Annotated in this window: 28 protein-coding genes and 3 pseudogenes; 18 read left to right on the forward strand and 13 right to left on the reverse strand. The window is 62.5% G+C overall.

Features of this window, described 5'->3' with window-relative positions; translation table 11 throughout:
* Nucleotides 1-6: 6 nt before the first annotated feature.
* Entirely contained in the window at nt 7-477 is a 471-nt protein-coding gene (locus tag BB934_RS47225; RefSeq protein ID WP_157934264.1) for a hypothetical protein, read from the reverse strand.
* Nucleotides 478-902: 425 nt separating this feature from the next.
* Here BB934_RS47225 and BB934_RS22215 point away from each other — a divergent pair, with 425 nt between their 5' ends.
* The 3 genes from BB934_RS22215 (at nt 903) to BB934_RS50605 (ending at nt 2,369) form a co-directional block, all read left to right on the forward strand.
* Nucleotides 903-1,187: a hypothetical protein gene (locus tag BB934_RS22215; protein ID WP_157934265.1), complete on the forward strand. Its 285-nt coding sequence runs from the start codon at nt 903-905 to the stop codon at nt 1,185-1,187.
* A gap of 467 nt (nt 1,188-1,654) precedes the next feature.
* Complete coding sequence (locus tag BB934_RS47230; RefSeq protein WP_157934266.1) at nt 1,655-1,828, forward strand: hypothetical protein; 174 nt, start codon at nt 1,655-1,657, stop codon at nt 1,826-1,828.
* Nucleotides 1,829-2,207: 379 nt separating this feature from the next.
* Complete coding sequence (locus tag BB934_RS50605; protein ID WP_335645628.1) at nt 2,208-2,369, forward strand: hypothetical protein; 162 nt, start codon at nt 2,208-2,210, stop codon at nt 2,367-2,369.
* 344 nt (nt 2,370-2,713) lie between these two features.
* Here BB934_RS50605 and BB934_RS22225 read toward each other — a convergent pair.
* Nucleotides 2,714-3,361 (reverse strand): annotated as a pseudogene (locus BB934_RS22225) (transposase).
* Nucleotides 3,362-3,719: 358 nt separating this feature from the next.
* On the opposite strand from BB934_RS22225, the gene BB934_RS22230 reads away from it, so the two are divergent.
* The 4 genes and pseudogenes from BB934_RS22230 to BB934_RS49250 form a co-directional block, all read left to right on the forward strand.
* On the forward strand, nt 3,720-5,336 hold the full coding sequence (locus tag BB934_RS22230; protein WP_157934267.1) for a sugar ABC transporter ATP-binding protein: 1,617 nt from the start codon (nt 3,720-3,722) through the stop codon (nt 5,334-5,336).
* 23 nt (nt 5,337-5,359) lie between these two features.
* Entirely contained in the window at nt 5,360-6,757 is a 1,398-nt protein-coding gene (locus BB934_RS22235) for an ABC transporter permease (protein ID WP_237050051.1), read from the forward strand.
* Nucleotides 6,758-6,773: 16 nt separating this feature from the next.
* Complete coding sequence (locus BB934_RS22240; protein ID WP_099511572.1) at nt 6,774-7,733, forward strand: substrate-binding domain-containing protein; 960 nt, start codon at nt 6,774-6,776, stop codon at nt 7,731-7,733.
* A gap of 193 nt (nt 7,734-7,926) precedes the next feature.
* Nucleotides 7,927-8,275, forward strand: a pseudogene (locus BB934_RS49250) (transposase); the annotation flags it as partial.
* A 492-nt stretch (nt 8,276-8,767) separates the two neighbouring features.
* On the opposite strand, the gene BB934_RS22250 reads toward BB934_RS49250, so the two are convergent.
* Both BB934_RS22250 and BB934_RS47235 read right to left on the reverse strand, forming a co-directional pair.
* Nucleotides 8,768-9,529 (reverse strand): alpha/beta hydrolase, encoded by a 762-nt coding sequence (locus BB934_RS22250; protein WP_099511573.1) that lies wholly within the window; start codon nt 9,527-9,529, stop codon nt 8,768-8,770.
* 400 nt (nt 9,530-9,929) lie between these two features.
* Nucleotides 9,930-10,262 (reverse strand): hypothetical protein, encoded by a 333-nt coding sequence (locus BB934_RS47235; RefSeq protein WP_157934268.1) that lies wholly within the window; start codon nt 10,260-10,262, stop codon nt 9,930-9,932.
* 289 nt (nt 10,263-10,551) lie between these two features.
* Here BB934_RS47235 and BB934_RS22260 point away from each other — a divergent pair, with 289 nt between their 5' ends.
* From BB934_RS22260 to BB934_RS47245, 4 genes and pseudogenes are all read left to right on the forward strand, one after another.
* Entirely contained in the window at nt 10,552-11,076 is a 525-nt protein-coding gene (locus BB934_RS22260) for a cytochrome P460 family protein (protein ID WP_099511575.1), read from the forward strand.
* Nucleotides 11,077-11,166: 90 nt separating this feature from the next.
* Nucleotides 11,167-11,955, forward strand: a complete 789-nt coding sequence (locus tag BB934_RS50610; RefSeq protein ID WP_335645582.1) for a family 1 glycosylhydrolase — start codon at nt 11,167-11,169, stop codon at nt 11,953-11,955.
* Nucleotides 11,904-12,473, forward strand: a complete 570-nt coding sequence (locus BB934_RS50615) for a hypothetical protein (RefSeq protein WP_335645583.1) — start codon at nt 11,904-11,906, stop codon at nt 12,471-12,473. Before BB934_RS50610 ends, BB934_RS50615 begins: the two co-directional genes overlap by 52 nt.
* Before the next feature lie 22 nt (nt 12,474-12,495).
* Nucleotides 12,496-12,705: pseudogene (locus tag BB934_RS47245) on the forward strand (TetR/AcrR family transcriptional regulator C-terminal domain-containing protein); the annotation flags it as partial.
* 3 nt (nt 12,706-12,708) lie between these two features.
* Here the strand turns inward: BB934_RS47245 and BB934_RS22275 are convergent.
* From BB934_RS22275 to BB934_RS22290, 4 genes are all read right to left on the reverse strand, one after another.
* Entirely contained in the window at nt 12,709-13,182 is a 474-nt protein-coding gene (locus tag BB934_RS22275; protein WP_099511580.1) for a MaoC family dehydratase, read from the reverse strand.
* A gap of 96 nt (nt 13,183-13,278) precedes the next feature.
* Nucleotides 13,279-14,058 carry a sulfite exporter TauE/SafE family protein gene (locus tag BB934_RS22280; protein WP_099511581.1) on the reverse strand — a complete coding sequence of 260 codons (780 nt, stop codon included), beginning with the start codon at nt 14,056-14,058 and terminating at the stop codon, nt 13,279-13,281.
* Nucleotides 14,055-14,294 (reverse strand): YjiS-like domain-containing protein, encoded by a 240-nt coding sequence (locus BB934_RS22285; protein ID WP_099511583.1) that lies wholly within the window; start codon nt 14,292-14,294, stop codon nt 14,055-14,057. Before BB934_RS22285 ends, BB934_RS22280 begins: the two co-directional genes overlap by 4 nt.
* An 89-nt stretch (nt 14,295-14,383) precedes the next feature.
* On the reverse strand, nt 14,384-14,692 hold the full coding sequence (locus BB934_RS22290) for a hypothetical protein (protein ID WP_099511585.1): 309 nt from the start codon (nt 14,690-14,692) through the stop codon (nt 14,384-14,386).
* A gap of 121 nt (nt 14,693-14,813) precedes the next feature.
* Here BB934_RS22290 and galE point away from each other — a divergent pair, with 121 nt between their 5' ends.
* The 6 genes from galE to BB934_RS22320 all read left to right on the forward strand — a co-directional run bounded on the left by galE (nt 14,814) and on the right by BB934_RS22320 (nt 21,407).
* Nucleotides 14,814-15,806 carry a UDP-glucose 4-epimerase GalE gene (gene galE, locus BB934_RS22295; RefSeq protein WP_099511586.1) on the forward strand — a complete coding sequence of 331 codons (993 nt, stop codon included), beginning with the start codon at nt 14,814-14,816 and terminating at the stop codon, nt 15,804-15,806.
* 114 nt (nt 15,807-15,920) lie between these two features.
* A complete protein-coding gene (locus BB934_RS22300) occupies nt 15,921-16,469 on the forward strand; it encodes a DoxX family protein (RefSeq protein WP_099511587.1) in 549 nt (182 codons plus the stop codon).
* A gap of 105 nt (nt 16,470-16,574) precedes the next feature.
* Nucleotides 16,575-17,657, forward strand: a complete 1,083-nt coding sequence (locus BB934_RS22305) for a LolA family protein (RefSeq protein WP_099511588.1) — start codon at nt 16,575-16,577, stop codon at nt 17,655-17,657.
* Between the two features lie 178 nt (nt 17,658-17,835).
* Nucleotides 17,836-18,810 (forward strand): phosphoribosylaminoimidazolesuccinocarboxamide synthase, encoded by a 975-nt coding sequence (locus BB934_RS22310; protein ID WP_099511590.1) that lies wholly within the window; start codon nt 17,836-17,838, stop codon nt 18,808-18,810.
* 208 nt (nt 18,811-19,018) lie between these two features.
* Nucleotides 19,019-20,272 carry a tyrosine--tRNA ligase gene (gene tyrS / locus BB934_RS22315; RefSeq protein WP_099511592.1) on the forward strand — a complete coding sequence of 418 codons (1,254 nt, stop codon included), beginning with the start codon at nt 19,019-19,021 and terminating at the stop codon, nt 20,270-20,272.
* Between the two features lie 175 nt (nt 20,273-20,447).
* On the forward strand, nt 20,448-21,407 hold the full coding sequence (locus BB934_RS22320; protein ID WP_099511593.1) for a homocysteine S-methyltransferase family protein: 960 nt from the start codon (nt 20,448-20,450) through the stop codon (nt 21,405-21,407).
* Here BB934_RS22320 and BB934_RS22325 read toward each other — a convergent pair.
* The 3 genes from BB934_RS22325 to BB934_RS22335 form a co-directional block, all read right to left on the reverse strand.
* Nucleotides 21,390-21,773 (reverse strand): DUF1622 domain-containing protein, encoded by a 384-nt coding sequence (locus tag BB934_RS22325; RefSeq protein ID WP_173909485.1) that lies wholly within the window; start codon nt 21,771-21,773, stop codon nt 21,390-21,392. The genes BB934_RS22320 and BB934_RS22325 overlap by 18 nt on opposite strands.
* A gap of 84 nt (nt 21,774-21,857) precedes the next feature.
* Nucleotides 21,858-22,061, reverse strand: coding sequence for a YgaP family membrane protein (locus BB934_RS22330; RefSeq protein WP_099511594.1), 204 nt, complete (start codon nt 22,059-22,061; stop codon nt 21,858-21,860).
* Nucleotides 22,062-22,170: 109 nt separating this feature from the next.
* Nucleotides 22,171-22,902, reverse strand: coding sequence for a L,D-transpeptidase (locus BB934_RS22335; protein ID WP_099513146.1), 732 nt, complete (start codon nt 22,900-22,902; stop codon nt 22,171-22,173).
* Nucleotides 22,903-23,161: 259 nt separating this feature from the next.
* On the opposite strand from BB934_RS22335, the gene BB934_RS22340 reads away from it, so the two are divergent.
* A complete protein-coding gene (locus BB934_RS22340; protein ID WP_099511595.1) occupies nt 23,162-23,734 on the forward strand; it encodes a tyrosine phosphatase family protein in 573 nt (190 codons plus the stop codon).
* Between the two features lie 187 nt (nt 23,735-23,921).
* Here BB934_RS22340 and cueR read toward each other — a convergent pair whose 3' ends face one another.
* Together cueR and BB934_RS22350 are read right to left on the reverse strand one after the other, a co-directional pair.
* Nucleotides 23,922-24,377: a Cu(I)-responsive transcriptional regulator gene (gene cueR, locus BB934_RS22345; protein WP_099511596.1), complete on the reverse strand. Its 456-nt coding sequence runs from the start codon at nt 24,375-24,377 to the stop codon at nt 23,922-23,924.
* Nucleotides 24,374-26,899 carry a heavy metal translocating P-type ATPase gene (locus tag BB934_RS22350; protein WP_099511598.1) on the reverse strand — a complete coding sequence of 842 codons (2,526 nt, stop codon included), beginning with the start codon at nt 26,897-26,899 and terminating at the stop codon, nt 24,374-24,376. Before BB934_RS22350 ends, cueR begins: the two co-directional genes overlap by 4 nt.
* Between the last annotated feature and the right edge of the window lie 38 nt (nt 26,900-26,937).

Raw genomic sequence — 26,937 nt, forward strand, 5'->3', positions numbered from 1 at the left:
GATCGGTCAAGCTGTCAACTTAAGCGCATAAGAGCTTTTTGACAGTCTCAACTCCAGGCCATTGAATTTGCGTAATCTGCCTCGAACCCGAATCCGCGAAAAGCAAGCAAAACCTGTCAAATTGAGGATGCCGTGGGCTACAGCACAATTGCGAACCCCGGTCCGGAGCTGGATCGGCAAGTGCGATCCCGTCTCGATCCAGTTGTTGTTCGGCTCGGGCTTGGTTGCAAAGGGGTCGGTGTTGCTCGTGTCCGTGCCGCCGCGCAGCATGTACATGAAGCCGACCTTCCCGGCCGGTGGGTCCTTGCGCCCGATCAGGGCGGCCACCCATGCGAGCGCATTGGCGTCGACGCACATCGGGTCCGGTCCGGGAGAGTTCGGATCGTCGGGGATGCAGGTGAACCCATTCGTGCCCTTACGGACTGTGCGCATTTCCCCATGTTCGTTGGCCACCATGATGGTGGCGTTCTTGGCCACCGCGGGCGGGGCCGCCTCCATGGCGCTCTTGATGGCCTACTCGTCACTCATGGGCTTCATGCTGTGCTGGGCCAAGGCCGATGAGGAGACTGCGACAACGCAAAACGCAACCGACGCGAGAGTGCAAAGCCGTCGTATGGCTAACCTCCTGTCGTGATGCGACATGCCATTCTACCCCAATCTCCCTGTTGCGTTAACCTCTCAATAGCATGAGAGAAAGCCGGCACACTGGTCCCAAACCTTCGCCGTTCAGTAATGCGGCCTCTGGCTGACAGGCTTAACAATTTCTCCCAGGAGTGTCTGCTATCCGACAGACAGAGATGCCCTCGTCCAGTATCGGAACTCTATAAAACAAGTGGATGTATGGGGTGGGAGCGGCCGATAAGCTGCCACGCATTTGGTGCCTTGATTGTTGGACTGAGCCGATGAACCGACACTCGTTTAGTTCGCCTGTTGTCGTGACCCTTGAGACCGCCCCCGGGCAGAAGCGTCAGTACCCGATCAGGGACCTCTACAAAGCCATGGCCGCAATGCGCTGGTACAAGCTCAGGCCTCTGAGTGATCTTCGTGTCATCAGTCCTGGAATTTGGCTCGTGACGGCTTCCGCTATAGCCCGGGCGCACGAGCAGCCCGATCCCGCGACCGTCGAGCACGCTCGCGACATGTTTGCCGCTCTTGCAAAAGCCGCCGGAGTTCTCGCCGGTCTGTAAGCTCCAAAAAGGGAATTGGCTGCGGATGTGGAGCGCAAGAAGAAGCACAAGAAGCTGGCCCAGGTCTTCAAGGGCATCTTCAAACGGTGAGACAGCGAGGTCGGCCGGGAAGCGGCTCGCGATCGACAGAGAGAGGTCGAACGGCACTTACCGCTGGGCGACAGTCACTTGTGAGGTCCACAACGGCCGGAGGAGGGGCTCGGCAATGACGCTGCCAATGATGATCAGCGACGCGAGCACCAATCCAATCCGGCCACAGACCGCAACTCGATCCTTCCAGGGCACGTTTGAACCCTCCGAGCGTCTCACATCGCGGACAACGTAGAGGAGTGACGGTTGGTTGCCAATACGGCCAAGCCGGTCCCCGTGCCCCCTTCATGGCTTGCTCCCTTTGGCCTGCTTCGTTGTTTCAGGAAGGAGTGCTAAGTCTTGCAAGACCAACCTCATTCGGCGGGATCTCACCCGGCATGACCACGCGGACGCTCCTCCTTGCGCATGTCGGTAGTGCCGTGCTTGGAACGGCGGCCCTGTGGTGGTTTGTCATGCCGGGAGCCGCCCTGGAAGCGATCGCTGATGGCATTTCAGCCGCTGCCGTGGCGGGCTATGCTGAAATCATGGCGATCAGGCTTGGCCTTCTCTGACATTCTCTCATGCGGATTGCGTGGGTCGGCGCCGACAACCCGATGATCGCACCACTGCCTGCGCTGAAGGCAGCAGCTCCACTCGAAGTACAGTGATTTCGTCCCAGCGGGCCTCCCTGAAGCCAGCTATGGTCTCTCGGCTTGGATCGTTGGAGCATTGCCCCCATTGCTCCTTCTCCAGGCGGGGAGGGGCCGGCGATGGTGCCATTTCTGGCCCCTCCCTCCCCACGCAAAAGCTCCCTCGCCGACGAGTTGATGGAGCCGGGACGGAGCTGAGTCTCAAACCCACTCTCACGACAGATGAATAGGCCTGTAAGGCGCCACAGGGTGTATCTTGGTTCCAACGGGAAACGCCCGTGACCTGCACCGCTTCCTCGAAGTGGGCAAGGACTTTTCATCGTGGATGAAGGACCGCATCAACCAGGACAGCTTCGTGGAAGGCGTCGACTGCGGTGTTGACTTTGGTCCCCTAAGCATCGTTCAGAAGGGATATGGAAATCGGTCAGCTGCCATCTGTATGTGCGAGCGGCCAAGAGGCTAGGGGTGTTGAGGCAGCTCGCCCGGATCTGCGTCTAACAACCGGATTATTGCAGTGATGAGTAGTATCGTGGTGATGATGCCGCTCACGCCCACGATGAACCGAAAAAAGTGTTCTACGAAATCCTCTGGCAGCCGCCTCATGATCTCCCCCCGAGATCTCTTCTAGGGAGGAAATCGGCGGTGATCCGTAACATAGGTTAGGGAGCGCTCGGCGATCTCGTCTGTCGGTGCCTTCTCCAGAAACATGACGCCGTGGTTCGCCCCTCGGCTCTGCACCAGACGCGCTTGGACCGGCTTTGGTGCACAATTCAGACGTGGGCTGCTTTCATTCCCTGGCGCTGGAGCTTAGGTGATGCGCTGGGACACGGGCATGCCAAGTCGGGTCATGACATTGAGGACCTTGCAGCCAGCAGCGGCTTCGGTCTTCTGTGTTGGCAGAGTCCGGGCGTGGAGGCGGCGGCCAATCAGGGTCTTGTAGCGCATTATCGCCACCTCGCCCAAAGGACCGCCGGCCGTAGTTGACCGCCTTTTGCCAGCCGCGCCGACCACGCTCCTGGATTATCTGGAAGTGCCGGTCGCGCTGCGCGCGCCGTCTCGGCGTCGATCACCACGTTCACTGGATCAGTTGCTGTTCTTACTGCCTTGGCGACGGCAGGTCGACGCTGCGGCGCGAAAAGGTGGTGTGATCGGGGACCGGGAGATTAACATCAAGCAGACGCAGGATCGAGGCCAGCATGCCTTCGGGCCGGCGCCAGGGCCGACCAAATGCCAGCCGCAGCATCAGGCCAGTTTCGACGACCATCTCGGAGTATCGCCGTGGTCGACCACGCCGGCCCGTGTTTGCCGGGGTCCACGCGTCAGCGCCTCAGCCGTCACCCACACCGTCAGGTCGCCGCGCCGACACAGTGCCGCATCATAGTCGCGCCAATTCTTTGCACGGTAGCGAGCCTTTGGAATCCTGTGGCGGCGCTCTTGATTGATCTTGTAGGGCATGCAGCTCTCGGCTTCAGACAAGCGCCTCTATACCTCACCCCTGCGTTAAGCACGACACCTCAGGCCGGATAACGCACCAACGTCTCACCCAAGGAGAGTGACATTTGCAACGGGAAGAGGAGTGGCTGTTCTTGAGATGTTATAAAAAACATCTCGTATTACAAACAGTTTGGGACTTGAGCACCTCCCTAGGACTCTTGCTCGGTGCCAAAATCAGCCTAACATGTTACTGATACTAACGGTGGTCTCGCCAAACGCCTTGGTAACTCCGTCCAAAGCGGCTCCGTTCTAGGAGGCGATCCTGTCTGTTGCTCAGGAAAGAGAAGATCAGATCGACCCCTCTGTCAGCGCCTTGGTCATGCAAGGGGTGAGCAAGACATTTGGCAAAATCGACGTGTTGCGGAACGTTGATTTTGACCTTCGGGCCGGCGAAATCCATGCCCTTATGGGTGAGAATGGAGCTGGAAAATCCACACTCATGAAAATCGCTGGCGGGATCTATCATGATTACCGCGGCGAGATGGCGGTTTTCGGTGAACCAGTGCGGTTCGCCAGCCCGCGGGACGCCTCCCGGGTTGGGATTGCCGTGATCCACCAAGAACTCAATCTTGTCCCTGCCATGACAGTTGCTGAGAACATTTTCCTCGGGTACGAGAAGGTGCGCGGGATACCTTTTCTCGTTGACCGGAAGGCCCAGGCACGCGCCGCCGCGCGCATCCTCAACACACTCAACTTCCAGGCCTCTCCCCACGCACCTGTGAGCAGTCTGCGTATCGGCGAGCAGCAACTCGTCGAGGTAGCGAAGGCGCTGGCGCAGAATGCACGCATCCTCGTTATGGATGAGCCGACCTCTGCGCTGTCGGTAGCGGAGGCCGAGCGATTGCACGCCATCATCCGCCGTCTCTCGTCGGAGGGAGCGAGCATTGTCTACATCTCACATCGGATGGAAGAGGTGTTCAACCTAGCGCAGACAATCACCGTCCTGCGTGACGGCGCGGTCGCAGGCAGCCTCCCCGCCGCCGGCGTTTCTCGCCGCGATCTGATCCGCCTCATGGTCGGACGTGACGTTCAGGAATTTCTGAGTCTCCGCAGCAAGGAAGTGGCTCGAGAGCCGGATCTAGACCTGAAGCCTCCCGTTCTTTCGGTACGCAATCTCTGGCTTACCCATCCGAAACCCACGGTGAGCCGCCCGCGACTCGTCGATGGAGTGTCCTTCGATGTCGCCGACGGCGAGGTGCTCGGACTTGCCGGGTTGATGGGTGCTGGACGCAGCGAGGTGCTTGAAACCATCTTTGGCGCCCAGACGATGGCGTCCGGCGGCCAGATCAGGATCAATGGACAACTGGTCACGATCGGCTCCCCGACCGAGGCAAAGCAAGCTGGGCTTGCGCTCGTGACGGAGGATCGGAAAAGGGATGGGCTTGTGCTCGACGCAGGGGTCGATTTCAACCTTGCCCTTCCCGTGCTGAAGCAGCTTTCCGCGGCGATGTTCGTCTCTCGAAAAGCTGAGAACGACCTCGCTGTGCGGCAGATTCGATCTCTCGGAATCCGGGTCCGAAGCCCGCGCCAGGCCGCGAGAACATTGAGTGGTGGCAACCAGCAGAAGGTGGTCTTAGCCAAATGGCTCGAAACCAGTCCACGCGTTCTGCTGCTCGACGAGCCTACACGCGGCATCGACGTGGGCGCGAAGGCGGAGATCTACCGCCTAATCCAGGATCTGAAAGAACGCGGGCTCGCGGTGGTCTTGGCAAGTTCGGAATTGCCGGAGCTGATGGCGTTGAGTGACCGCATCCTGGTGTTGCGGGAAGGGCAACCCACCGCTCTCCTGAAGAAAATCGAATTCTCGCCCGACCTTATCATGGACTACGCATCGCCGGGTGGCGCGGTGCAGATGGTGTTCCAGGGAGTAGCAGGAAACGCTCCTGAAGCCGAATCCGCAGATAGAATCACGGCCGGTCGCAGAGCTGGCGTCTAGAAGAACGACGATTGGAGGAGCCCGTGGGGTCGCGAGTTTACGCGGAAGTGCTCAGCACTTTCCTGCTTCGAACGAAGCTGTACTGGAGCCTCCTGATCCTGCTCGCCGTAGGCATCATCACATCACCTGTGTCTTCCAAGGGCGTCAACATTTTCCTGAGCACCGGAAATCTGTCAGATGTGCTGCGGCAGGTGTCGAACAATGGGATCGTTGCAGTGGGTATGACACTCGTGATCCTCACCGGCGGCATTGATCTCTCCGTCGGCTCGATCATGGCGCTTGGCTCGGTGCTCTGCGCCATGCTGCTCACACACGATGAGCGGACGAGCGCCACCCTCCTGTCATTTCCGGTTCTTGCCGCGGTTTGCGCTTTTTGTACAGCCTGGGGCGCCTCCCACTTGATGGGCTTGCGTGATCACGCAGCTGGCACGAAGTTGTCAAGCGCGCACCGCGCACTCGCCACGGGGCTCGCAGGGCTGGTGGCAGCGCTTGGAGCTTGGTGGCTTGCAGCCGCGCAGGTGCAGAGCAAGTTCGGCGTCATTGGCGTCCTCATTGTCGTGCCGGCGGTGGGCCTCGCCTTTGGGTGGTTTAACGGACTCATCATCACCAAAGGCCGCCTGCAACCCTTCATCGTGACGCTTGCAATGATGGTGGGCGTACTCGGGATCGCCAGGGTCGTAGCTGGTCAGGACGCAGCGGTGCACCCGGTTTATACAGGCACCAATGCAACGGAGGACTTCGACATCCTCCGCTCCCTGCTCTACCGCATTGTGCCGGTCCCGGGCCTGTTCTTTCTTGCCGTTGTCGTTCTCTCCGCGACGCTACTGCGAGTCACCACCTTCGGACGATATGTCTATGCCATCGGCGGCAACGAGCAAGCGGCACGCCTCTCGGGGGTGGAAGTCGACCGGGTGAAGATCGCGGTCTATGCGATCTCTGGCTTCCTCGCGAGCCTAGCCGGAGTCCTATACACGGCCCAATACAGGCAAGGTAAGCCTGATGCTGGGGTTGGAATGGAACTCGATGCCATCGCGGCCGTGGTGATAGGTGGTACGAGTCTGATGGGTGGCAAGGGTTCGATTGCCGGTACCTTCGTCGGCGTGCTCATATTTGGGTTTCTGAGCAACATTCTCCAGCTCAACAACATCGACAGCAACACGCAACTGGTTCTGAAAGGCGGCATCATCCTTGCTGCCGTACTGGTGCAGGAACGATCTCTCGGCGATCTCCTCGGCCTCAAGTACCTGTTCAGCTGGCGTCCGGATCACTCCATAGCCGCACACGCCCACCATGACTTCTCACCGCAGCAAACTGTAACACCGGCATCGGCAACCGAGAGGCAGTTGATCGACCATCCATTACATAAGGGAGGATCAGGACAGCATCTACAGCCATCGAATGCGAAACATGACTCGAACTAAGTGATGGGAGTAAACCATGGAACGTAGGACTTTTCTCAAAATTACTGCCAGCGGGCTTATCATGGCCGCTTCGCCGCTTCGCTCTGCATTCGCACAGGCGAAGAAATACCGCTTCGGCTTCTCGCAATCGACAACGCTCGAGCCGTGGCGCGTTCAGTTCAACAAGGACATGAAGCGGGAGGCCGATATGCATCCCGAGGTTGAGCTTCTCATCTCAGATGGCCAGGACAAGACCGAGAAGCAGGTCGCAGACGTCGAGAATTTCATCCGGCAGGGTGTTGACGTGCTCCTGATCTCACCCAAGGAGTCAGCTGGCCTTACGGGTGTGACCTTGAAGGCAATCGAAGCCGGCATTCCTGTGGTTGTCCTCGACCGAAACGTGAATACCGACAAGTTCACCCAGTTCATTGGTGGCGATAATGTGTTGATTGGGCGAGCGGTTGGCGAATACGCGGTAAAGGTGCTAGGCGGTCCTGGTCAAGCGAAGGGCAATGTTGTGGAAATCTGGGGTGGCTTTGGAACCCAAGCCTCACATGACCGCTCGAATGGCTTTCATGAGATTGCCGACAAGGAAAAAGGTATCAAGCTCGTCAACGAGAAGATCGACTGCGACTGGAAGCAGAACAAGGCCTACGATCTGATGGCCAACCTGCTCAAGGCTCACGAGGAGATTGACTTGGTCTACGGCCACAATGATCCCATGGCGTACGGTGCCTACCTCGCGGCGAAGGATGCTGGTCGAGAAAAGGACATCAAGTTCCTCGGTGTTGACGCGATTCCAAACGAGGGCGTTCAATGGGTGAACAAAGGCCAGCTAACTGCAACATTCCTCTATGCCACCCCTGGTGCGGAGGGTGTTCGTCAGGCGCTCAAGATTGTTAAAGGCGAGAAGGTGCCGAAGACCATAACTCTGCCGACAGCCACGGTCGACAAGAGCAATGCTATGCAGATTCTCAAGGAGAACGGCCTCGGCTAGGCCACCTCTCACCGGTGCGGGTAATGCCCGCACCGCGTCGTTCTTTTCATCAGAAGCTGATCATGCACTGGCTCAATGAGCCGACCTGCTGGCAGACTGAGGGTGACACGCCGCGTTGTCGCACGAATAGGCGAGCTGGTAACCGGAACCGAGCGACATAGGAGGACTGCGCCCCTCCTGTCGGACATGTGCCGTGCCCTTCAAGGCCAATGCAGCTCGCGGCACCACATTCCTAAGCAGCGGTACCGACTGACGAACTGCTCCGAGTACGATGCAGCCCTGCGTCAGCGCGGAAGTCTGACTGTCTGGTTCACGGACGGCGTGATCGCGGCCTGGCGGGCTGAGCCTCGCACAACACGCGGTGGTCAAGCCCACTACTCGGCTTTGGCATCAGGACGGCGTTGACGCTGCGAGCCGTGTTCCGTCTGGCGCTGCGCCAAACTGAGGGACTGATCGGCTCGATCCTTCAGCTCCTCGGTCTGGATCTGGCTGTGTCCGATCACTCGACCCTGAGCCGCCGCGCCGGGACGCTGGAGGTTCCAAAGCATCGCAGAGCATGGACGCATGGGCTTGCAGAAGAGGTCCGGGTACACGCGACGAGCCTTGGTGGAAACATCCATGAGGCGCCTCAAACGAGTGATGGGAGACGGCTTGCGCTCGCAGATAGATCAACACCGCAAGACCGAGGTCGTCATAGCAATTTACGCCCTCAACCGCATGCTTGAGCTTGGACGCCCAAAGTCCGTCCGCGTCGCTTGAATGCGCGCTTGTCGGCCTTCAATCCGCTCACAGTCCGATCCCTGCAACAAAGCGGTCCAACTGCACCAAGTGATAGTCGCTAGCGATCCCGTCCGAGGCCGAATACTGGCACATGGGGCAAGGACGAGGCGGTTCCTGACGGTCACGCCCCGAAGCCGGAGGGAGGAGAACAGCTTGCTCAGCGGCAGCTCCTTCGCTCCTGGGAAGGCAACTTGAACGTTCGGCAAAGGAACGCTGGAGCGTAAGCTACGCTCCAGTATCGGAAAATCGCATGTTTACTTGGCGGTCGCGGCCTGCTCGATGAGCGCGGCGACTACCTCGGGTTTGGAAACGTACACCGCGTGGCTGCCAGGCGTTTCCACAACAGTCGATCCGGCGCGTTGAGCCATCATGCGCTGCGCAGGAGGCGGGATCATGCGATCGTCCGCGGCAACCAGATAGTAGCTCGGTTTGCTCTTCCAGGCCGGAGCGGTGACGGCACCGGACAGAGCCTCCACGCCCCACGGAACCTGCGAGTCGGCCATGAAGGACGCCGTTTCGGGGTCGACATCGGCGGCGAAGGAGGCCGCGAATTTGGCTTTGTCGAGGAACAGGAAGCCATCTGCTGGCGGCAGGATCGGCGGCACGGGAGCGCCAGCCGGCGGATTGGCGATCAACGACGAAACCGACTCGCCTTTGTCCGGAGCGAAGGCCGCGATGTAGACGACGGCTTTCACCTTCTCATCCGTGCCGGCTTCGCTGACGATGACACCGCCATAGGAATGGCCGACGAGAACGACAGGGCCATCCTGCTGGGCAAGCGTGCGTTTGGTGACGGCGACATCATCGGCAAGCGCGAGGGTCGGGTTCTGGACGATGCTGACGTTGTAGCCCTTCTTTTTCAGAAGCGCGTACACGCCTTGCCACCCCGAGCCGTCGACGAAGCCGCCGTGGACAAGGACAATATTCCTGATGCTGGCAGGCTGGGCGTGGACGGGATTGAGAGCGGTCGCGGCCAAACCGAGCACGGCAGCGGCGGTGATCAGGCTCTTGATCATCTGCTTATCTCCCATTAGTGGCGAGTCGATGCTGGATGCGTCGAGGATACCTGCGCGCAGTATCTTGTTCCAAACCCTTGATGGGGGAAAGACGGTTTGACAGGCGCAGCCTCAGCCAATCGGTTCGCCCTCGACACCGCCGTTCCGGCGGCGTCACTTCGGCCGCCAGGAGGATGCCTTTCATCGCGCGGGCTCCCATGCCACGGCCTTGTGTGCTAAGATCGAGGCCTTAGCAGTGGAGTTGAACCCGGCACAGGCGAGGAGTCGCCTCATGATGGAGTTCGTCCGCTACAGCCCTGGGATCGAAGCCCCAGACCCCAACTTCGACACGGCCCTTCAGGTCGTCCTCGACGATCTCAGGAAACAGGTAACGGCTTCGCCCAGGGTGGAGGGCCAAGGCCTAGCCATTCGCAACGCGCATGCGAAAGACTACGGTCTCACGCGTGGCGAGGTCGAGATCCTCGCTAACCTTCCGCCCGAGCATGCGCAGGGCATCTACGCCAAGCCCGGCCGTCACGAGGCCATGGTCCGCTTTCTGCACGAACCTGTACCAGACGCCGATCGAGGACGTGACGGTGCGGTGGCCGGAGAGCCTGTCGCCGTTCGTGACCGTCGCGAAACTCCGCCTGCCGCAGCAGGACATCCGCGGCGACGACAATCTCGAGAGGATGGATGCGACCTCAATGTCGCCGTGGTGCGTGACCGAGGAGCACCGGCCTCTGGGCAGCATCATGCGCCCGCAAGGAAGTGTACCGCCTGTCGTCGATCCTGCGCCACCAACTCAATCATCAGGACCGAAAGAAGCCGGAGAATCTCGTCGAGGTCTTCGGAGAGGGTAGCGGTCATTGCAGCCGGCCAATGGGGTTTTCACAATCCCGAGGGATCCTGTCCGCCGACGGGTCCACGGGATCGAGACGTTCAACGTCCTTCGCGGCGGCGAGTATCTGTTCATGCCGAGCCTTTCGGCGCTCGACTGGATCTCACGTCTTCCGTGATCTGATGGCAATTAGGAAGGAAGGACAATGAACACCCGCGCCAAGACACTTCCCGCAGCCGCGGTAGTGCTGATCCTGGGCACAGCCGTTTACGCGCAGGACAAATACGCGTTGACATCGCTGAGTGGGATCGCGTTCTCCGACTTCAGGGGATATGAGGACTGGGCGGTGGTCTCGTCCGCGCGGACCGATGAGGTGCTCAAGGTGATCGTCGCCAATCCGACCATGATCGAGGCGTACAAGGCCGGCGTACCGGGCAACGGCCAGCCGTTCCCGGATGGCTCCAGGATCGCAAAGCTCCAGTGGAAGCCGAAGAAGAGCACAGAGGCCCCCTTCGTCGTGGACGTGCCGGACGTGTTCTCGCAGGCGTTCGTCATCGAAAAGGACAGCAAGCGGTTTCCAGACAGCGGCGGATGGGGTTATGCGTTGTTCAACTATGAGCCCGCGTCCGACAGTTTCACGGCCGATCCTAGCCCTTCGGACTGCGGACACGCATGCCACGTGGCAGTGAAGGCGAAGGACTACATCTTCCATCCGTACCAGAAGCGTTGAAACAGCGATTTCCGCATGGCCGCTAGATATACACCATCCCGAATTTTGGGGGGCCCGATCCGCGCCGTTTCATCATAACGGAGGTCTGTCATGAGCGCTTCGACGTTTCTGTTCGCCACGGGGATCGAGAACAGCTATCCGACCATCAATAGTGGCCGAACCCGCATCGACCAGATGGAAAAGTGCGGGCACTACACCTTCTGGAAGACGGACTTCGATTTACTCGACGACGTCGGCATAAGGGTGCTGCGGTACGGCCCGCCAATCCACACGACGTGGCTCGGGCAGGGACGCTACGACTGGGAATTCTGCGACCAGACCTTCGGTGAACTCTATCGCCGCAATGTCGTGCCGATCGTCGACCTCTGCCACTTCGGGGTGCCCGACTGGATCGGCAACTTCCAGAACCCCGACCTTCCCGAGCTCTTTGCTGGGTATGCGCAGGCTTTTGCCGAGCGTTTTCCCTGGGTTCAGCTCTACACGCCGGTCAATGAGATGTTCGTCTGCGCCGCATTCTCGGCGGCCTACGGCTGGTGGAACGAGCAGCTTGCGAGCGACCAGGCCTTCGTCACGGCCCTGAAGCACATCGTCAAGGCCAACGTGCTGGCCATGGGTATGATCCTCGACGTCCGCGCCGATGCCATCTTCATCCAGAGCGAGTCCTCGGAGCACTTCCACCCCGACTGCCCGAATGCGATTCCGCTCGCCGAGTTCTGCAACGCCCGCCGCTTTCTTCCGCTCGATCTCAACTACGGCCGGCGGGTGGATTCGGACATGTTCGTCTATCTCATGGACAACGGCATGACCGGGAAGAGTACTACTTCTTCATGCGCGCCAATCTCAAGCGGCACTGCGTCATGGGCAACGACTATTACGTGACCAACGAGCACCTCGTCTCGGCTAACGGACACAGCAGCGCATCCGACGAGGTCTTCGGCTATGCGGAGATCACCCGCCAATACCACGACCGCTACCGGCTGCCGGTCATGCACTCGGAGACGAACGTCAAGGAGGGGCCGCGCGGAGACGAGGCGGTCAAGTGGCTCTGGAAGGAGTGGTCCAATGTCCTGCGTATGCGCAACTCCGGCGTGCCGATGATCGGCTTCACATGGTACTCGCTCACCTACCAGGTCGACTGGGACACTGCCCTGCGGGAGGAGAATGGGACTGTCAACCCGCTCGGCCTGTATGACCTGGACCGTAACATCCGGGCGGTCGGGCAGAGTTATCGGAAACTGATCCACGACTGGTGCCAAGTGCTACCGGCCCAGAGCGTCTGTCTGCAACTGCTGATCAGGGAGCCGCAAGACTTCGACGAGCCGTTCGCCGAACGTGTGCGAAAGTCCATGAAGTGGATCTGCGAGAGAACGCCCAGCGAGCCCCTGATGTCCAGCTAGCATCAATGCAAGCAACAGCACAGAGGGCTGGCTGCGGCGGCAATGCCACCAGGGTCTGCTCGCGCTCGATGATCCCGGTGTCGCCGCCGATATGCTGCGCGGCATGATGATCATGGAGCCGCAGCGAGCCGTGATGCTGGGCCAACGTCCCGCGCCCGATGCGGAAGAGATCGCGGCGCGGGCCAGCATGTGCGCGCGCTTGTTCCTGAACGGTTGCCGCTCGATTGGGTGATGCTCAGGACACGGAAGTGGACGGGCTCCGTGGAACCACAAGCTTCGACGTCAGCACCTGAACGACTTCGCCGCGGTGGTTCCGGGTCTCGCTCCGCAACACCACGATGCCCCGGTCCGGCTTTGAGCGGGACGGAATGATCTCCATGACCTCGCTGACGACATGCAGCTCGTCGCCGGGACGGGTTGGTTTGGGCCACGCGATCTCGCCTCCCGCGCCGATGAGGCCGCCGGCGATGGGCGCGCCACCGTTCACGAGCAATCGCATCGTGAGGGCGGCGGTGTGCCAGCCGCTGGCGGCGAGGCCGGCAAAGAGCGATTGGGCGGCGGCATTCTCATCGAGATGAAAGGGCTGCGGGTCGAACTCTTTCGCGAACCGTTTGATTTGTTCGGCATCCAGTCTATGCGACGGGCTGGTGAAGGTCTGGCCAACGTGCAGATCGTCCAGAAACAGATAATTCCGTGTTTCGTTAACCATTTGAGCCGGGTCCCTACATGATCAGGATCAAGGTGCCCGCAGGGTGACGCTGATGTCACAGAGGCACGACCAACAGCAGACATACACAGTCTAAATTTACGCGAGATAGCCGGAAACACCATCCCACAACAGTTTCAACGCCGTCACGACCAGCAATCCATAGCAGGCCCGATAGAGCTGACGCTGGTCCAGCCTTCCGTGAAGTCGCCAACCCAACCACACGCCGCTGGGAATGGCGAGCAGGCAGGCCGCCATCAGTGTCCAGTCATTGCCCGCCGGTCTCACCAGCAGCAGCCACGGCACCGCCTTGGTCGCGTTGCCGACGGTGAAGAACAGGCTCGTCGTTCCCGCATAGACGTCCTTGCTGAGGCCGAGTGGCAGCAGATACATCGCGAGCGGCGGTCCGCCCGAATGCGCCACCATGGTGCTGATGCCCGATGCGAGGCCGGCAGCGACCGCCTTCGGCGACGAACGCGGGCGGATCGTCACGTTCGTGCCGCTCACGAGCCACAGGCCGACGAAGACCAAGGTGATCGCCGCCATCATGATCGCGATGGCGCGATGGTCCAGAACGCGGAACAGCAGATAGCCAAACCCGATCCCGATCACGAGCCCCGGCAACAGCCGCACGAGGTCCGGTTTCGACCATGTCGAAGGCTTCCAGTAGCGCAAGGCGAACAGGTCCATCGCCACCAGCAACGGTGCGAGGAGGCCGCCGGCCGTCACCGGATCCATCACAATCGACAACAGCGGAATGCCCACGATGGAGAACCCGCCGCCGAACGCGCCCTTCATGAAGCAGATCAGGAAGACGCCGGCAAACGCGACCAGGATCGTGACTGCTGTCAGCTCCGGCGCGGCCGGGGAGGCGATCATCGCATCCTCGCCCGGTTAGGAGCAGTCATGAAGCCGTGGACCGCAGCCTCGATCTCGGAATACGCGAGGCCGATGTCCCGGAGTCCTTCGTCATCGAGCTCGCGGAGGTGTGCAACGGCCGCACGACGGGCGAAATGGCGCCTGATCCTCTTCCAAGAGGCGGTGACCGTCAGAAGGCCTGCGCCGGTCCTCGACGCTCCGGCTGGATGGATGATGGTCGAAAGGGTTGCGGACATGTCTGATCTCCAGTGCTTGCTCCGCAGCAATGCCAGGTACAATCGGGTTGATGTCGGCAGAATGCTCCACGCCACGAGGCAGACTATCTTCACTTGATCATGTCGTAGAGCTGGCCCGAGCACTGGGCGACGAGGATCAGGAGGAGGACGCCGAAGAACCACAGCCAGGAGCCGCTGCGCCGCCTGGGCTGAGGGGCTGGGTATTCGCTTGCCTGCGGCCTGATCACCGGCGCGGGCGGTACGGGCAGGCGCTCGATCAGTTCGGCCGATGCGGCCGGGATGGTGCCCTCCATTCCAATGAACCTGAATCGCACCGGAATCCCGCCCACGAAGCCGACTTCGGCCGGCTGAACCGTGGCATTGTAGCTAACCCACCAGTATTCCCTGCGATCGTCCATCAAGCACTCTTTCAAATATCGGAGGCAACTCTCACGGGTATTGGGGGCACCTTGATCTGGAAATCCAGAGCCAATTAGGTCAGGGTGGCCAAAGTTTTTTGCAGGCCTTCCAGAGGATTTCATGAACGTATTAGTGACCGGCGGCGCGGGCTATATCGGGGGCCATATGGTTCTGGCCCTCCTCGATGCGGGCCACCGCCCCGTGGTTTTCGACAATCTGTCGACCGGCTTCCGCTGGTCGGTGCCGGAGGGCGTGCCGCTCGTGGTCGGCGATGTGGGCGACTACGAGCTGGTGCTGCGCACCCTGCAGACCCACCGCATCGACGCCATCGCCCATTTCGCCGCCAAGCTGGTGGTGCCGGAATCGGTCTCCGATCCACTCGGCTATTATCTCAACAATACGGTGAAGAGCCGCTCGCTCATGGCGGCTGCTGTCGCCGCAGGAATCGACAAGTTCGTCTTTTCCTCGACGGCCGCCGTCTACGGCAACACCTCCGACAGGCCGATCGACGAGGATACGCCGCTCGCGCCCCTGTCGCCCTATGGCAGCTCGAAGCAGCTCACCGAGGTGATGCTGCGCGACGTGGCTGCCGCCCACAACATGCGCTACGTGGTGCTGCGCTATTTCAACGTGGCCGGCTGCGACCCGGCCATGCGCCATGGGCAATCGACGGCGAACGCCACCCACCTGATCAAGGTGGCGATCCAAACTGCGCTCGGCATGCGCCCGCACATGGAGGTGTTCGGCACGGATTATCCGACGAAGGACGGCACCTGCATCCGCGACTACATCCATGTGAGCGACCTGATCGCGGCGCATGTGCAGGCGCTCGACCATCTCGGCGGGGGCGGGGAAAGCCTGGTCATGAACTGCGGCTACGGCCATGGCTATACCGTGTCCGAGGTCATCGAAACCGTGCGGCAGGTCTCCGGCAAGCCGGTGGAGGCCAAGATCGGCCCGCGCCGGGCCGGCGATCCGGTCACCATCGTGGCGGATTCGACCAAGATCCGCACCCGCCTGGGCTGGGAGCCGCGCCTCGACGATCTTGCCACCATCGTCGAGCATTCCCTGCGCTGGGAGACCATGCTCCGTGAGCGCAACCTCAAGCTCTGATAACCGTGGATCGGCGCCCGTCTGTAAGGGCGGGTTAAGAACCTCTGCCTCAAATGCTTGTCGGGCGGCCGGCGATTCCCGGCCGCCCGCGATCGGCAAGCCGGAGGTAGGACCATGTTTGAGGGCAGGGGAGCAGGGATCAACGGAATTCTGCTGCTGAATCGCCTGCTGCTCGCAGGCTGCTTCCTGCCGGCGGCGATCGGGCGGGTCACGAACATTTCCGGCTTCGCCGCCACGCTCACCATGAAGGGCGTTCCCTATGGCGATGTGGTGGCGACCCTGATCGTCCTTGCCGAGGTTTTCGGCCCCTTGGCCCTGATTTTCGGCCTGGCGCCGCGCCTCAGCGCTTCCGTCCTCATCGGGGCGCTGGCGGTGACGACGGGCACCCTGCACCGCTTCTGGGAATATGGCGGGCTGAACCGGCAGGCGGAGCAGGCCTTGTTCCTGTCTCATCTCGGCGTTCTTGCCGGGCTTCTCTTCTATGCCCTCACGGGCCCCGGCGCCTGGAGCTGGCAGGCCTGGTGGCGCGGCTTCAACGGCAAGGCCAAGCCTGCGAAGGGCAAGAGGAAGCAGCCGTCCCGTCCCCGTGCGGCGCCCCGTCCGCGGCCCGCGCCGGCCCGGCAGCCGATGGAGGACGACGACGAGATGGCCGATGCGGCGTGAGGCTTTCCCCCGCCTTCATTCAGCCTCTTATCCAGACCATAAAGCCTTGCAGGGCCGTGCTTTTACGCACCGGCATGGGTGATTTTTCAGGTTAGCAGTGGCGTCATGCTCAATTCGTCTTCGCGTTGCATTCTTGGTCTGGCTGCCGCCCTTGTGTGCGTCTCTCCAGTCGCCGCCCAGCAGGCACCCGACCCGCTGACGCGGCTCCTCGACGGCATCTTCAAGAAGCCTGCGGCCCCCGCTGCCGCTCCCCAGGCCGCACCGCCGGCCCAGCCCGCGGCACCGGCGGCATCGAACCCGCAGGCCCGCCCGGCTCCGGCGCCGAAACCCGCTGCTGCCGCACAGAAGCCGCAGACGCCGCCTCCGCAGCGGGCCGCCCAGCCGAAACCGCAGACTCAGCCCGCGCCCCAGACTGCCGCGAAGCCCGAGCCGCAGCCCCGCCCGCCGGCTCCCGAAAAGGTCGAGGCCAAGCCGGCTGCCCCCGAGCCCCAGAAACCCGCGAGCCCGCCTCCAGCCGAGACGGCGGAACAGCAAAAGCCGGCTGTTCCAACCCCGGCCAAGGTGGCCGAGCCACCGAAGCCTGCGCGCGCGACTCCGGCCTCGCTGGTCCCGGCTCCCACCGCCGTCGCGGCGCCGGCCTCCACTCCGACGCCGACTTCGCCGCCCGGGCCGAAATCGCCCGAGGAGGCGCTCGACCGGGTCAATGCCTATTTCAACAGCATCGACGTGATGTCGGCCTATTTCGTGCAGAGGAACCCCAACGGCCAGCAGGCCGAGGGTACGCTCTCCATGCGCCGCCCGGGCCAGTTCCACTTCGCCTATGCCCCGCCGAGCACGCTCGAGGTAATCTCCGACGGGCGCAACGTGGCGATCCGCGACAAGAAGCTCGGCACGAACGATGTCTATCCGGTCGGCCAGACGCCCCTGAAATTCCTGGTGCAGGACAATATCGACCTGTCGCGGGACACCAAGGTGCGCGACGTTCAGGTGGGCCGCGACGGTATCGTCACCGTCCGCTTCGACGACAGTGCTACCCTCGGTGGCACCTCCAAAATCACCCTGCGCTTCGACAGCCGGGCCAATGCGCTCAGGCAATGGACCATCATCGATGCCCAGGGCTACGAGACCACCGTGACCTTGTCTGGTCTCAACGCCACCTACCGCCGAGACGCCAGGGCGACGCAATAAGATCGCAGCGCTCTAAGATCGCAGCGCTCTCGACCCCTCGTCATGGCCGGCCTTGTGCCGGCCATCTCGATCTGAAGATCGCAGCTTTTTTCTGAATTGGGCTGGCATGCTGCTGAATTCGGTCTAGAACACCGCCAGTCGCCGTCGGGGCGGCATCCGAAATCCTTGGCAGGTGAGCATGGTGGATAAAGCAGCCCTTGGAGCCTATGCCGGTTACGTCCTCGAGGACGCGACCATCCCGGAGCTGCCGAACCATTACCGCGGCAAGGTGCGCGACAATTACGACTTGCCGGACGTCCGCCGGATTATCATCGCCTCGGATCGCCTGAGCGCCTTCGACCGCAACCTCGCCGCCATTCCGCTCAAAGGTCAGGTGCTGACGCAGACGGCGAAGTTCTGGTTCGAGGCCACCGCCGATATCTGCCCCAACCACGTGATCGAATATCCCGATCCGAACGTGTTGATCGGCCGCAGGCTCACCATCCTCCCTGTGGAGATCGTGGTGCGCGATTATCTCGCCGGCACCACCGGCACCTCGATCCTATCCCTCTACAAGGCCGGCCAGCGCGAGATGTACGGCATCCGCTTGGCCGACGGCATGCGCGACAACGAGAAGCTGCCTGAGACCATCATCACGCCGACGAGCAAGGCCTTCCACGGCGGCCATGACGAGCCGCTGACGCCTGCCGAGATCGTCGGTCAGGGCCTGCTGAGCGAGGCGCAGTGGAAGACGGTTTCCGACTATGCCCTCGCGCTCTTCGCCAAGGGCAGGGCAGTGGCTCGCGAGCGCGGCCTCATCCTCGTCGACACGAAATACGAGTTCGGCATCGACGAAAACGGTACCATCATGATCGCCGACGAGATCCATACCCCGGACAGCAGCCGTTACTGGTTCCTGGAGAGCTACCAACAGCGCTTCGAGGCCGGCGAGCGGCCCGAGAGCTTCGACAAGGATTTCGTCCGCACCTGGGTCGTCGCCCGCTGCGACCCCTACAAGGACGACATTCCCGAGATACCACAGGACGTCGTGCTCGAGACCTCGCGGGTCTATATCGACGCCTTCGAACGGATCACGGGACAGACCTTCGCATTGCCGGATCCGGACGTGCCGGTGCTGGAGCGGGTGCGGGGGAATTTGAGGGCGTTTTTCTGAAGCTGGTTGACGTTTCCGCCTCGCATCCGTATTTTGCGCTCCATGATCACCGGTCGCACCACTTTCACGAATTATTTTACGCCGTCCCCATAGGGCGGCTCCGTTCGGTTGCGACCAGACGTTCGATGCCGCCGCTCTCCGGCGGCATCTTCATTTGGTGATCGGGTCTCCGGGCAGCGGCTTTAGCCAAACCCCAAGGAGACAGACGATGAATACCCCGAAATCCGAATTCCTGAAGACGCTCGTCGAGCGCGGCTTCATTCATCAATGCACCGACTTCGAGGCGCTCGACGCGCAACTCTCGTCCGGGCCCGTCGCCGCCTATATCGGCTTCGATGCCACGGCAGACAGCCTGCATGTGGGCAGCCTCGTTCAGATCATGACCCTGCGCTGGCTGCAGAAGTGCGGCCATAAGCCGGTCGTGCTCATCGGGGGCGGCACCACGCAGATCGGCGATCCGAGCTTTCGCGATGCGAGCAGGCCGCTGCTCGACGATGGGCAGATCGCCAGGAATGCCGCGGGTTTGAGGCAGGTCTTCTCCCGTTACCTCGCCTTCGGCGACGGGCCGACGGATGCGGTGATGGTGGACAATGCCCTCTGGCTCGATCCGCTTAGATATCTCCCTTTCCTGCGCGATTTCGGCACTCATTTCACCATCAACCGGATGCTGAGCTTCGACAGCGTGCGCCAGCGGCTCGAGCGCGAGCAGCCGCTGACGCTGCTCGAGTTCAACTACATGGTGCTCCAGGCTTTCGACTTTCTCGAATTGTCGCGCCATCACGCCTGCGTGCTGCAGATGGGCGGCTCGGACCAATGGGGGAACATCGTCAACGGCATCGAGCTCGCCCGCCGCATCGATCAGCGCCAGCTCTTCGGTCTGACGACGCCGCTGCTCACCACGTCGGCAGGCGCCAAGATGGGCAAGACGGCCTCCGGCGCCGTGTGGCTCAATGCGGAAAAGCTCGGTCCTTACGAGTTCTGGCAGTTCTGGCGCAATATCGAGGACGACGATGTGGCGCGCTTCCTGCGCCTCTTCACCGAGCTGCCGCTCGACGAGGTTCATCGCCTCGGAGAGCTGCAGGGTTCGGAGATCAACGAAGCGAAGCGGATTCTCGCGATGGAAGCGACGAGGCTGGCCCATGGCGAGAAGGCGGCGCGCGAAGCCGCCGACACGGCACGGCGCGCCTTCGAGGATGGCGAGAATGCCTTAGGCCTGCCCAGCATCGGCCTGTCCCAGGCCGAACTGGATACGGGCGTCACCATCGCGCAGCTTCTCGTTCGCGCGGGCCTTTCGCCGTCGAAGAGCGAGGCGCGCCGCCTCGTTCTGAACAATGGCGCGCGGCTCAACGGAGCGCTCGTGCAGGACGCGGATGCGCAGGTCGGCACCGCGGATCTCGCCGACGGAGCGCTGAAGCTGACGGCGGGCAAGAAGCGGCATGTGCTGGTTCATGTGAGCGATTGAGGCTCACGCGACCGGATGCGCGCAGCTTTGCAACCGCTCACCCGCCTCGCAGCAATGAGAAGCGGCGGCTCTAAGCGGAGCCGCCGTTCTTCCGATGTGTGCGGAAACACTGTCCTGCGTGCCGTGCCGGCCTAAAAGAGAGGCGGGGGCTTCGCACGATGCGGGAGGCGCTTTCATGTCCGGCGGCCGATTTGCCTTTCCACCCTCACAGGATGCGGTCTTCCTCACCGATGGCGGTTTAGAGACGACGCTGGTATTCCTCGATGGTGTCGATCTGCCCTGCTTCGCCTCGTTTCCTCTGCTGCAGAGCGAGGAGGGGCGCATGAAACTCGAGAACTATTTCAAGCCCTATATCCGCACTGCGGTCGAGCGCGATGTCGGCTTCATTCTCGATACGCCCACATGGCGCGCCAATCCCGATTGGGGGGCGAAGCTCGATGTCTCGCCGGAGGCGCTGGCGGAGGTGAACCAGGATGCCGTGCGCTGGGCGGCCGGTCTTCGCGACAGGCTGTCCGACGACAGGGAGCGCGTCCTGATCAACGGCGTCGTCGGCCCGCGTGGGGACGGCTACCGCGTCGATGCGCAGATGTCGGCCGAAGAGGCCCAGGCCTATCACGCGCCGCAGGTCGAGGCCTTCCGCGAAGCAGATGCCGATATGGTGAGCGCGGTCACCATGAATTATGCGGAAGAGGCCATCGGCATCGCCCGCGCCGCGGAGGCGCTGGGCCTGCCCGCGGTGATCTCGTTCACGGTCGAGACGGATGGCAGACTGGCTTCCGGCGAGACGCTCCGATCCGCCATCGAGCGCACGGACCGGGAGACGGGCCATTCGCCGGTCTACTACATGATCAACTGTGCGCATCCGACTCATTTCGACGACGCGCTGCCCGAAGGCGAAGCGTGGACGCGGCGCATCCGCGGCCTGCGTGCCAATGCCTCCGCAAAGAGCCATGCGGAGCTCGATGAATCGACGGAGCTCGATCCCGGCGATCCGGTCGATCTTGCCCGGCGTTACCGGGACTTGCGCCACCGCATGACGCAACTCTCCGTGCTCGGCGGCTGCTGCGGGACGGATCACCGGCATATCGCCGCGATCTGCGAAGCCTGCCTTCCGGCCTCAGGCCGTGCCGTTTGACGGGCGCTCTTCGTCGCTCTTGTGCCGGGCCCAGGGCCAGCGCCCTTCGATCTCGACCTCGAGCGAGAAGCTGAGGAAAGTCCGGATGAGAACGATGCCGCCGAGGATGAGTAGGCTCTGAAGCGTCGGCTCGATCGCCACCGTATTGATGATGTCGGCGGCGACCAGGAACTCGAGCCCGAGCAGGATGGCGCGGCCCACATTCGCGCGATAGAGCGTGAAGGCGTCCGATCCTGACCGGCCGTGCAGCACCTGCCAGAGGACGGCGAGACTCGCTCCGAGAATGCCCAGGACGATGATCGCGATCCCGCCGACCTCGATGGCACGCGTCATCAGTTTCAGTGCCGGTGGAAACCAGTCGTCCATGGGCGATCCTTCGCAACCCTTATGGACATAGATTCATAGGACAGCGGGGGCGGACCACCAGAGGCCGGGCAGGAGATCCGGGCCTCAAGTGAAGCCGGGCTTGCTCGGAAGGCCCATGCGCTTGAACATCATCACCACCGGGCACATGCCGGTGAAGGAGGCCTGCACCAGATGGGCGCCGAGCAGGCCGGTGAGCCAGAGCCAGTTGATGTTGACGTAAACAGCGAGCAGGACGCTGAGAATGATGAGCCCGCCGACGGTGAGAAGAATCGCGCGTTCTACGGTCATGGCCGTGCCTCCAAGAGACTTGGCAATCCTACATCAAAGCGTGACCGGCCGCCAAAGCAAAAGGGCTGGCCACTCGGTGCCAGCCCTTTCGAAAGCCATCTTAATGCGCTCAGCGGACGGACGATACCCGCATCTCGTCCTCGACATCGAACAGGCGCTGCCCGTTCAGCACGACCACCGGCGAGCCGACAGGAACCCGGCTGTAGAGGTCGATGATGTCCTGGTTGAACAGACGGATGCAGCCGCTCGACACGGATTGGCCGATGGACCAGGGCTCCGTGGTGCCGTGGAGCCGGTACATGGTGTCGCCGCCGTTGTTGTAGAGATAGAGCGCGCGTGCGCCGAGCGGGTTGCTCAGGCCGCCCTCCATGCCGCCGGCCCAGCGCGCATTGCGCTCCGGCTCGCGGCGGATCATGGAGGCGGTCGGGGTCCAGCGCGGCCAGGCGGCCTTGCGGCCGATCCGGGCGCGGCCGGCCCAGGCAAGGCCTTCCTTGCCGACGCCGATGCCGTAGCGGATCGCCCGGCCGCCCTCGCGCACGAGATAGAGATAGCGGGACTCTGTGTCGACGACGATGGTGCCGGGCTCCTCGCGGCCGTGATAGGCGACCTCGCGGCGCAGGAAGCGCGGATCGACCTCGGTGATATCGGTCGCGGGCAGGGGATACGGCTCGTCGGGGCGTGCTCCGTACATCGCCACATAGGTGGGGTCGATGCGGCGCACGGCCTGTTGCGAAGGCGCCTGGGTGGACACGCAGGCGGCAAGCGCCATTGGAAGCAGAAGTGTGGCGAAGCGAAGAATCGTCCGTAACGAAGACGGGCTGGGAACCGGCACAGCAAACATCAGTTGGGTAACCTGCATTTTCTGGTTTTTGGCTTCATCCGCCGTCTCTTACGAGGCGCGGCGGTACTTCCGAAGAGACATAGCCTCGGCAGTGACGACAAGGTGGATCTCGGGTGGCGGAAATGTGGCAACGCCGCGCTGTGGTTTGCAAGACACAGTATTTTGAACGGCCGCGATCCAATCTCGACGTAGGGAGTTAACTTCCCGGCAAGATTCGGTAAGGTTCCCGTCCCATGCCAGCCTTCGAGCGAGAGAATTGATGCAATCTCCTCCCATCCAGATGCTGACGATCTGCGGCATCTCGGAATTGTCGGACCCGCGCGAGCGGTCCGTGACCCACGTTCTCTCGATCCTCGATCCGGATCACCCCGATCCGGAGGCGTTCGAAGCTTACGAGCGCCACCACAGGACGATCCTGCGCTTTCACGACATCATCAACCCGATTCCCGGCATGATCCTGCCTGCACCGGAGCATGTGGAGGCCATTCTGCGCTTCGGCGACGAGGTGGGGGAAGGGCAGGCCGCCGAGGGCCATCTGCTGGTCCATTGCCACATGGGCGTGTCGCGTTCGACAGCCGCAATGCTGACGCTGCTCGCCCAGTCGAACCCGCAGGAGAGCGAGGACAGTCTTTTCGAGCGACTCGCAGAGATCAGGCCGCAGGCCTGGCCGAATTCGCTCATGATCGGCTTTGCCGACGAGCTTCTGTCCCGCGACGGCCGCCTGACCGCTGCCTTGCGACGCCATTACGGCCGTCAGCTCCGGCGCATGCCCAATTACCTCCAGGTGATGCACGATCTCGGACGGGGCCGCGAGGTGGACATGGCGGCCTGACGGGCCGTGAAACTCTGATCCTTTACAATATTCGGTTCATTGATTTCTCCCCCTCATCCTGAGGAGCAGCGCAGCTGCGTCTCGAAGGAGGATTCAGAGAGCGCTGGAGACGCCCTGATCCTTCGAGACACCGCCATCGGCGGCCCTCAGGATGAGGGCTAAGGAGGGAGTCTCCGTTCGGGGAAGTCTATCGCGTTGAAGTCTTGCCCAGCGCTCCGAACTTCGCGTCGGGCTTTGCTGGCGCAGGCGTCGCATCGTCGTTCGCCAGCTCCTCCAGGATCGGACATTGCGGACGCCCATCGCCGTGGCAGGTTCTGGCGAGATGCTTCAGGGTCGACGCCATTTCCTGCAATTCGCGGATCTTGCGTTCGAGCACGCTCACATGTTCGAGCGCGATCGTCTTCACATCCTTGCTCGCCCGCTCCCGGTCCTGCCAGAGCGAGACGAGATCGGCGATCTGCTCGACCGAGAAGCCGAGATCTCGCGCGCGGCGGATGAAGCGCAGTGTATGCACGTCATGCTCGGAATAGACCCGGTAGCCGGATTCCGTCCGCACGATCTTCGGCATCAGGCCGATGGATTCGTAATAGCGGATCATCTTGGCCGAGACGCCCGAGGCGGCAGCTGCCTGTCCGATATTCATGCGACACCTCCGGCGGTCCGAGCAACGGGAGCAGCTTCCGGCATCGTCCTGACCGGCGCCGTGAAGCGACGCAGGCGCAGGGCGTTTCCGAGAACGAAGACGCTTGAGAGCGCCATCGCACCCGCCGCGAAGATCGGCGAGAGCAGTGTGCCGTCGAGCGGATAGAGCACGCCGGCGGCGACCGGGATCAGCAGCACGTTATAGGCGAAGGCCCAGAACAGGTTCTGCCGGATATTGCGGATCGTCGCCTTCGACAGGGCGATGGCATTCACGACGCCGCGCACGTCGCCGGACATGAGCACCACGTCGGCGCTCTCGATGGCGATGTCGGTGCCGGTGCCGATGGCAATGCCGATATCGGCTTCCGCGAGCGCAGGCGCATCGTTGATGCCGTCGCCGACGAAGGCGATGCTGCCATGTGTATTACGCAGCCGCTTCAGGGCGTCGACCTTGCCGTCGGGCAGAACCTCGGCGATCACCTCGTCGATGCCGATCCGCTTGGCGATGGCCTCGGCAGTCCTGCGGTTGTCGCCGGTGATCATCGCGACCTTGAGGCCCAACGCATGGAGCGATGCAATCGCCTCCGGCGTCGAGGGCTTGACCGGGTCGGCGACCGCAACGATGGCGGCGAGCCTGCCGTCGATGGCGGCATAGAGCGGGCTCTTGCCCTCGGTCCCGAGACGGGAGGCCGCACCCGAAAGGGCGGATACATCGAGCCCGAGCTTTGTCATGAAGCGGTCGGCTCCCACGTCGACCTTGCGCCCCTCGACCCGTGCCGAGACGCCGAAGCCGGGCACGGCCTCGAAGCTTTCCGTCGACGGAAGCGACAGGCCGCGTTTCTCGGCCGCCGCAACGATGGCCTGCGCGATCGGATGCTCGGAGCGGCTTTCCACGGCCGCGACGAGCCGCAGGGCGTCCGCTTCCGCGAATCCCTCGGCGGTGACGAAGTCCGTCAGCTCCGGACGCCCGAGCGTCAGGGTGCCGGTCTTGTCGAGGGCGACGACATCGACTTCCTTCAGGCTCTGCAGAGCCTCACCCTGCCGGAAAAGCACCCCGAGTTCCGCCGCGCGGCCCGTGCCGACCATGATCGAGGTCGGTGTCGCAAGTCCCATGGCGCAGGGGCAGGCGATGATCAGCACCGCCACGGCATTCACCAGCGCGAAGGTCATGGCCGGCTCTGGGCCGAAGATCAGCCAGATCAGGAAAGTGAGGGCGCCGGCCGCGATCACGGCCGGCACGAACCACGCGGTCACCCGGTCGACCAGGGCCTGGATCGGCAGCTTTGAGCCTTGGGCCTGCTCGACCATACGGACGATCTGGGCAAGCACAGTGTCGGCGCCGATGCGGGTCGCGCGGAAGGTGAAGCTGCCGGTCTTGTTGATTGTGCCGCCGACGACCTCGGCGCCTTCCATCTTCTGCACTGGCACCGGCTCGCCGGTGATCATCGACTCATCCACGAAGGAGGAGCCCTCGATAACCTCGCCGTCGACCGGGATCTTCTCGCCGGGGCGGACCTGGACGATGTCGCCGGCGAGCACCTGATCGAGCGGGACCTCGCGGGCCTCACCGTCGCGCAGGACGCGGGCGGTCTTGGCCTGCAGCCCCATGAGGCGCTTGATCGCCTCGGAGGTGCGGCCCTTCGCCTTGGCTTCGAGATAGCGCCCGAGCAGGATCAGCGTCACGATCACCGCGGCGGCCTCGTAATAGACGTTGTCCATGCCGGCGGGCAGGGCACCGGGCAGGAAGGTGGCCACCACCGAATAGGCATAGGCGGCGCTGGTGCCGAGAACGACGAGCGAGTTCATGTCGGGCGCGCGTCGCAGGAGGGCAGGGATCCCTTTGCGGAAGAAGCGCAGGCCCGGACCGAACAGGACCAGGGTGGTCAGGGCGAATTGCAGGTACCAGCTCGTCCGGTGCCCGAGCGTGCCCATCACCCAATCGTGGATCGCCGGGACGAAGTGCGAGCCCATTTCGAGGATGAAGACGGGCAGGGTGAGGACCGCCGCGAGCAGCAGCGCGTGTTGCAGGCCGGCAATCTCGGCCTCGCGAGCCGCCCGTTCGTGGTCGGTCACGGTGCTGTCCTGGCGCAGCTTGGCTCCGTAGCCGGTCTGCTCGACGGCAGCGATCAGCCGCCCCGCCACGTCCGAGCCGCCGAGATAGCGGACCGACGCCCGCTCGGTGGCGAGATTGACATTGGCCTCGATCACGCCGGGAACGCGCTCCAACGCCTTCTCGACCCGGTTGACGCAGGAGGCGCAGGTCATGCCTTCGATCGTCAGGTCGAGCGATTGGGCCGAGGGCTCATAGCCCGCCGCCCGGATCGCGTCCGCCACGGCGACCGGGTCTGCCGTAGCCGGGGCGAATTCCACATGCGCCCGCTCCGTCGCCAGGTTGACATTGGCGGCCGTCACGCCAGCGACGGAACGGATCGCCTTCTCCACGCGGCCGACGCAGGAAGCGCAGGTCATCCCCTGAATCGGAATGTCGATGGAATCGGTGGGGGCAAGGTTGCCGGCGGCCATGGTTAATCTCCTGATCCTCATATGGGAACAGGGTGTAA

The sequence above is a fragment of the Microvirga ossetica genome, from assembly GCF_002741015.1.
GTDB classification, from domain to species: Bacteria; Pseudomonadota; Alphaproteobacteria; order Rhizobiales; family Beijerinckiaceae; genus Microvirga; species Microvirga ossetica.

What these genes read in the sequence shown, in the direction of transcription:
- BB934_RS22215 (WP_157934265.1), top strand. Translation starts at nt 903, where the DNA reads ATGAACCGACACTCGTTTAGTTCGCCTGTTGTCGTGACCCTTGAGACC.
- BB934_RS47230 (WP_157934266.1), top strand. Translation starts at nt 1,655, where the DNA reads ATGACCACGCGGACGCTCCTCCTTGCGCATGTCGGTAGTGCCGTGCTT.
- BB934_RS22230 (WP_157934267.1), top strand. Translation starts at nt 3,720, where the DNA reads ATGCAAGGGGTGAGCAAGACATTTGGCAAAATCGACGTGTTGCGGAAC.
- BB934_RS22240 (WP_099511572.1), top strand. Translation starts at nt 6,774, where the DNA reads ATGGAACGTAGGACTTTTCTCAAAATTACTGCCAGCGGGCTTATCATG.
- BB934_RS22250 (WP_099511573.1), bottom strand. Translation starts at nt 9,529, where the DNA reads ATGATCAAGAGCCTGATCACCGCCGCTGCCGTGCTCGGTTTGGCCGCG.
- BB934_RS47235 (WP_157934268.1), bottom strand. Translation starts at nt 10,262, where the DNA reads ATGATGCTGCCCAGAGGCCGGTGCTCCTCGGTCACGCACCACGGCGAC.
- BB934_RS22260 (WP_099511575.1), top strand. Translation starts at nt 10,552, where the DNA reads ATGAACACCCGCGCCAAGACACTTCCCGCAGCCGCGGTAGTGCTGATC.
- BB934_RS50610 (WP_335645582.1), top strand. Translation starts at nt 11,167, where the DNA reads ATGAGCGCTTCGACGTTTCTGTTCGCCACGGGGATCGAGAACAGCTAT.
- BB934_RS50615 (WP_335645583.1), top strand. Translation starts at nt 11,904, where the DNA reads ATGCGCGCCAATCTCAAGCGGCACTGCGTCATGGGCAACGACTATTAC.
- BB934_RS22275 (WP_099511580.1), bottom strand. Translation starts at nt 13,182, where the DNA reads ATGGTTAACGAAACACGGAATTATCTGTTTCTGGACGATCTGCACGTT.
- BB934_RS22280 (WP_099511581.1), bottom strand. Translation starts at nt 14,058, where the DNA reads ATGATCGCCTCCCCGGCCGCGCCGGAGCTGACAGCAGTCACGATCCTG.
- BB934_RS22285 (WP_099511583.1), bottom strand. Translation starts at nt 14,294, where the DNA reads ATGTCCGCAACCCTTTCGACCATCATCCATCCAGCCGGAGCGTCGAGG.
- BB934_RS22290 (WP_099511585.1), bottom strand. Translation starts at nt 14,692, where the DNA reads ATGGACGATCGCAGGGAATACTGGTGGGTTAGCTACAATGCCACGGTT.
- galE (WP_099511586.1), top strand. Translation starts at nt 14,814, where the DNA reads ATGAACGTATTAGTGACCGGCGGCGCGGGCTATATCGGGGGCCATATG.
- BB934_RS22300 (WP_099511587.1), top strand. Translation starts at nt 15,921, where the DNA reads ATGTTTGAGGGCAGGGGAGCAGGGATCAACGGAATTCTGCTGCTGAAT.
- BB934_RS22305 (WP_099511588.1), top strand. Translation starts at nt 16,575, where the DNA reads ATGCTCAATTCGTCTTCGCGTTGCATTCTTGGTCTGGCTGCCGCCCTT.
- BB934_RS22310 (WP_099511590.1), top strand. Translation starts at nt 17,836, where the DNA reads ATGGTGGATAAAGCAGCCCTTGGAGCCTATGCCGGTTACGTCCTCGAG.
- tyrS (WP_099511592.1), top strand. Translation starts at nt 19,019, where the DNA reads ATGAATACCCCGAAATCCGAATTCCTGAAGACGCTCGTCGAGCGCGGC.
- BB934_RS22320 (WP_099511593.1), top strand. Translation starts at nt 20,448, where the DNA reads ATGTCCGGCGGCCGATTTGCCTTTCCACCCTCACAGGATGCGGTCTTC.
- BB934_RS22325 (WP_173909485.1), bottom strand. Translation starts at nt 21,773, where the DNA reads ATGGACGACTGGTTTCCACCGGCACTGAAACTGATGACGCGTGCCATC.
- BB934_RS22330 (WP_099511594.1), bottom strand. Translation starts at nt 22,061, where the DNA reads ATGACCGTAGAACGCGCGATTCTTCTCACCGTCGGCGGGCTCATCATT.
- BB934_RS22335 (WP_099513146.1), bottom strand. Translation starts at nt 22,902, where the DNA reads ATGTTTGCTGTGCCGGTTCCCAGCCCGTCTTCGTTACGGACGATTCTT.
- BB934_RS22340 (WP_099511595.1), top strand. Translation starts at nt 23,162, where the DNA reads ATGCAATCTCCTCCCATCCAGATGCTGACGATCTGCGGCATCTCGGAA.
- cueR (WP_099511596.1), bottom strand. Translation starts at nt 24,377, where the DNA reads ATGAATATCGGACAGGCAGCTGCCGCCTCGGGCGTCTCGGCCAAGATG.
- BB934_RS22350 (WP_099511598.1), bottom strand. Translation starts at nt 26,899, where the DNA reads ATGGCCGCCGGCAACCTTGCCCCCACCGATTCCATCGACATTCCGATT.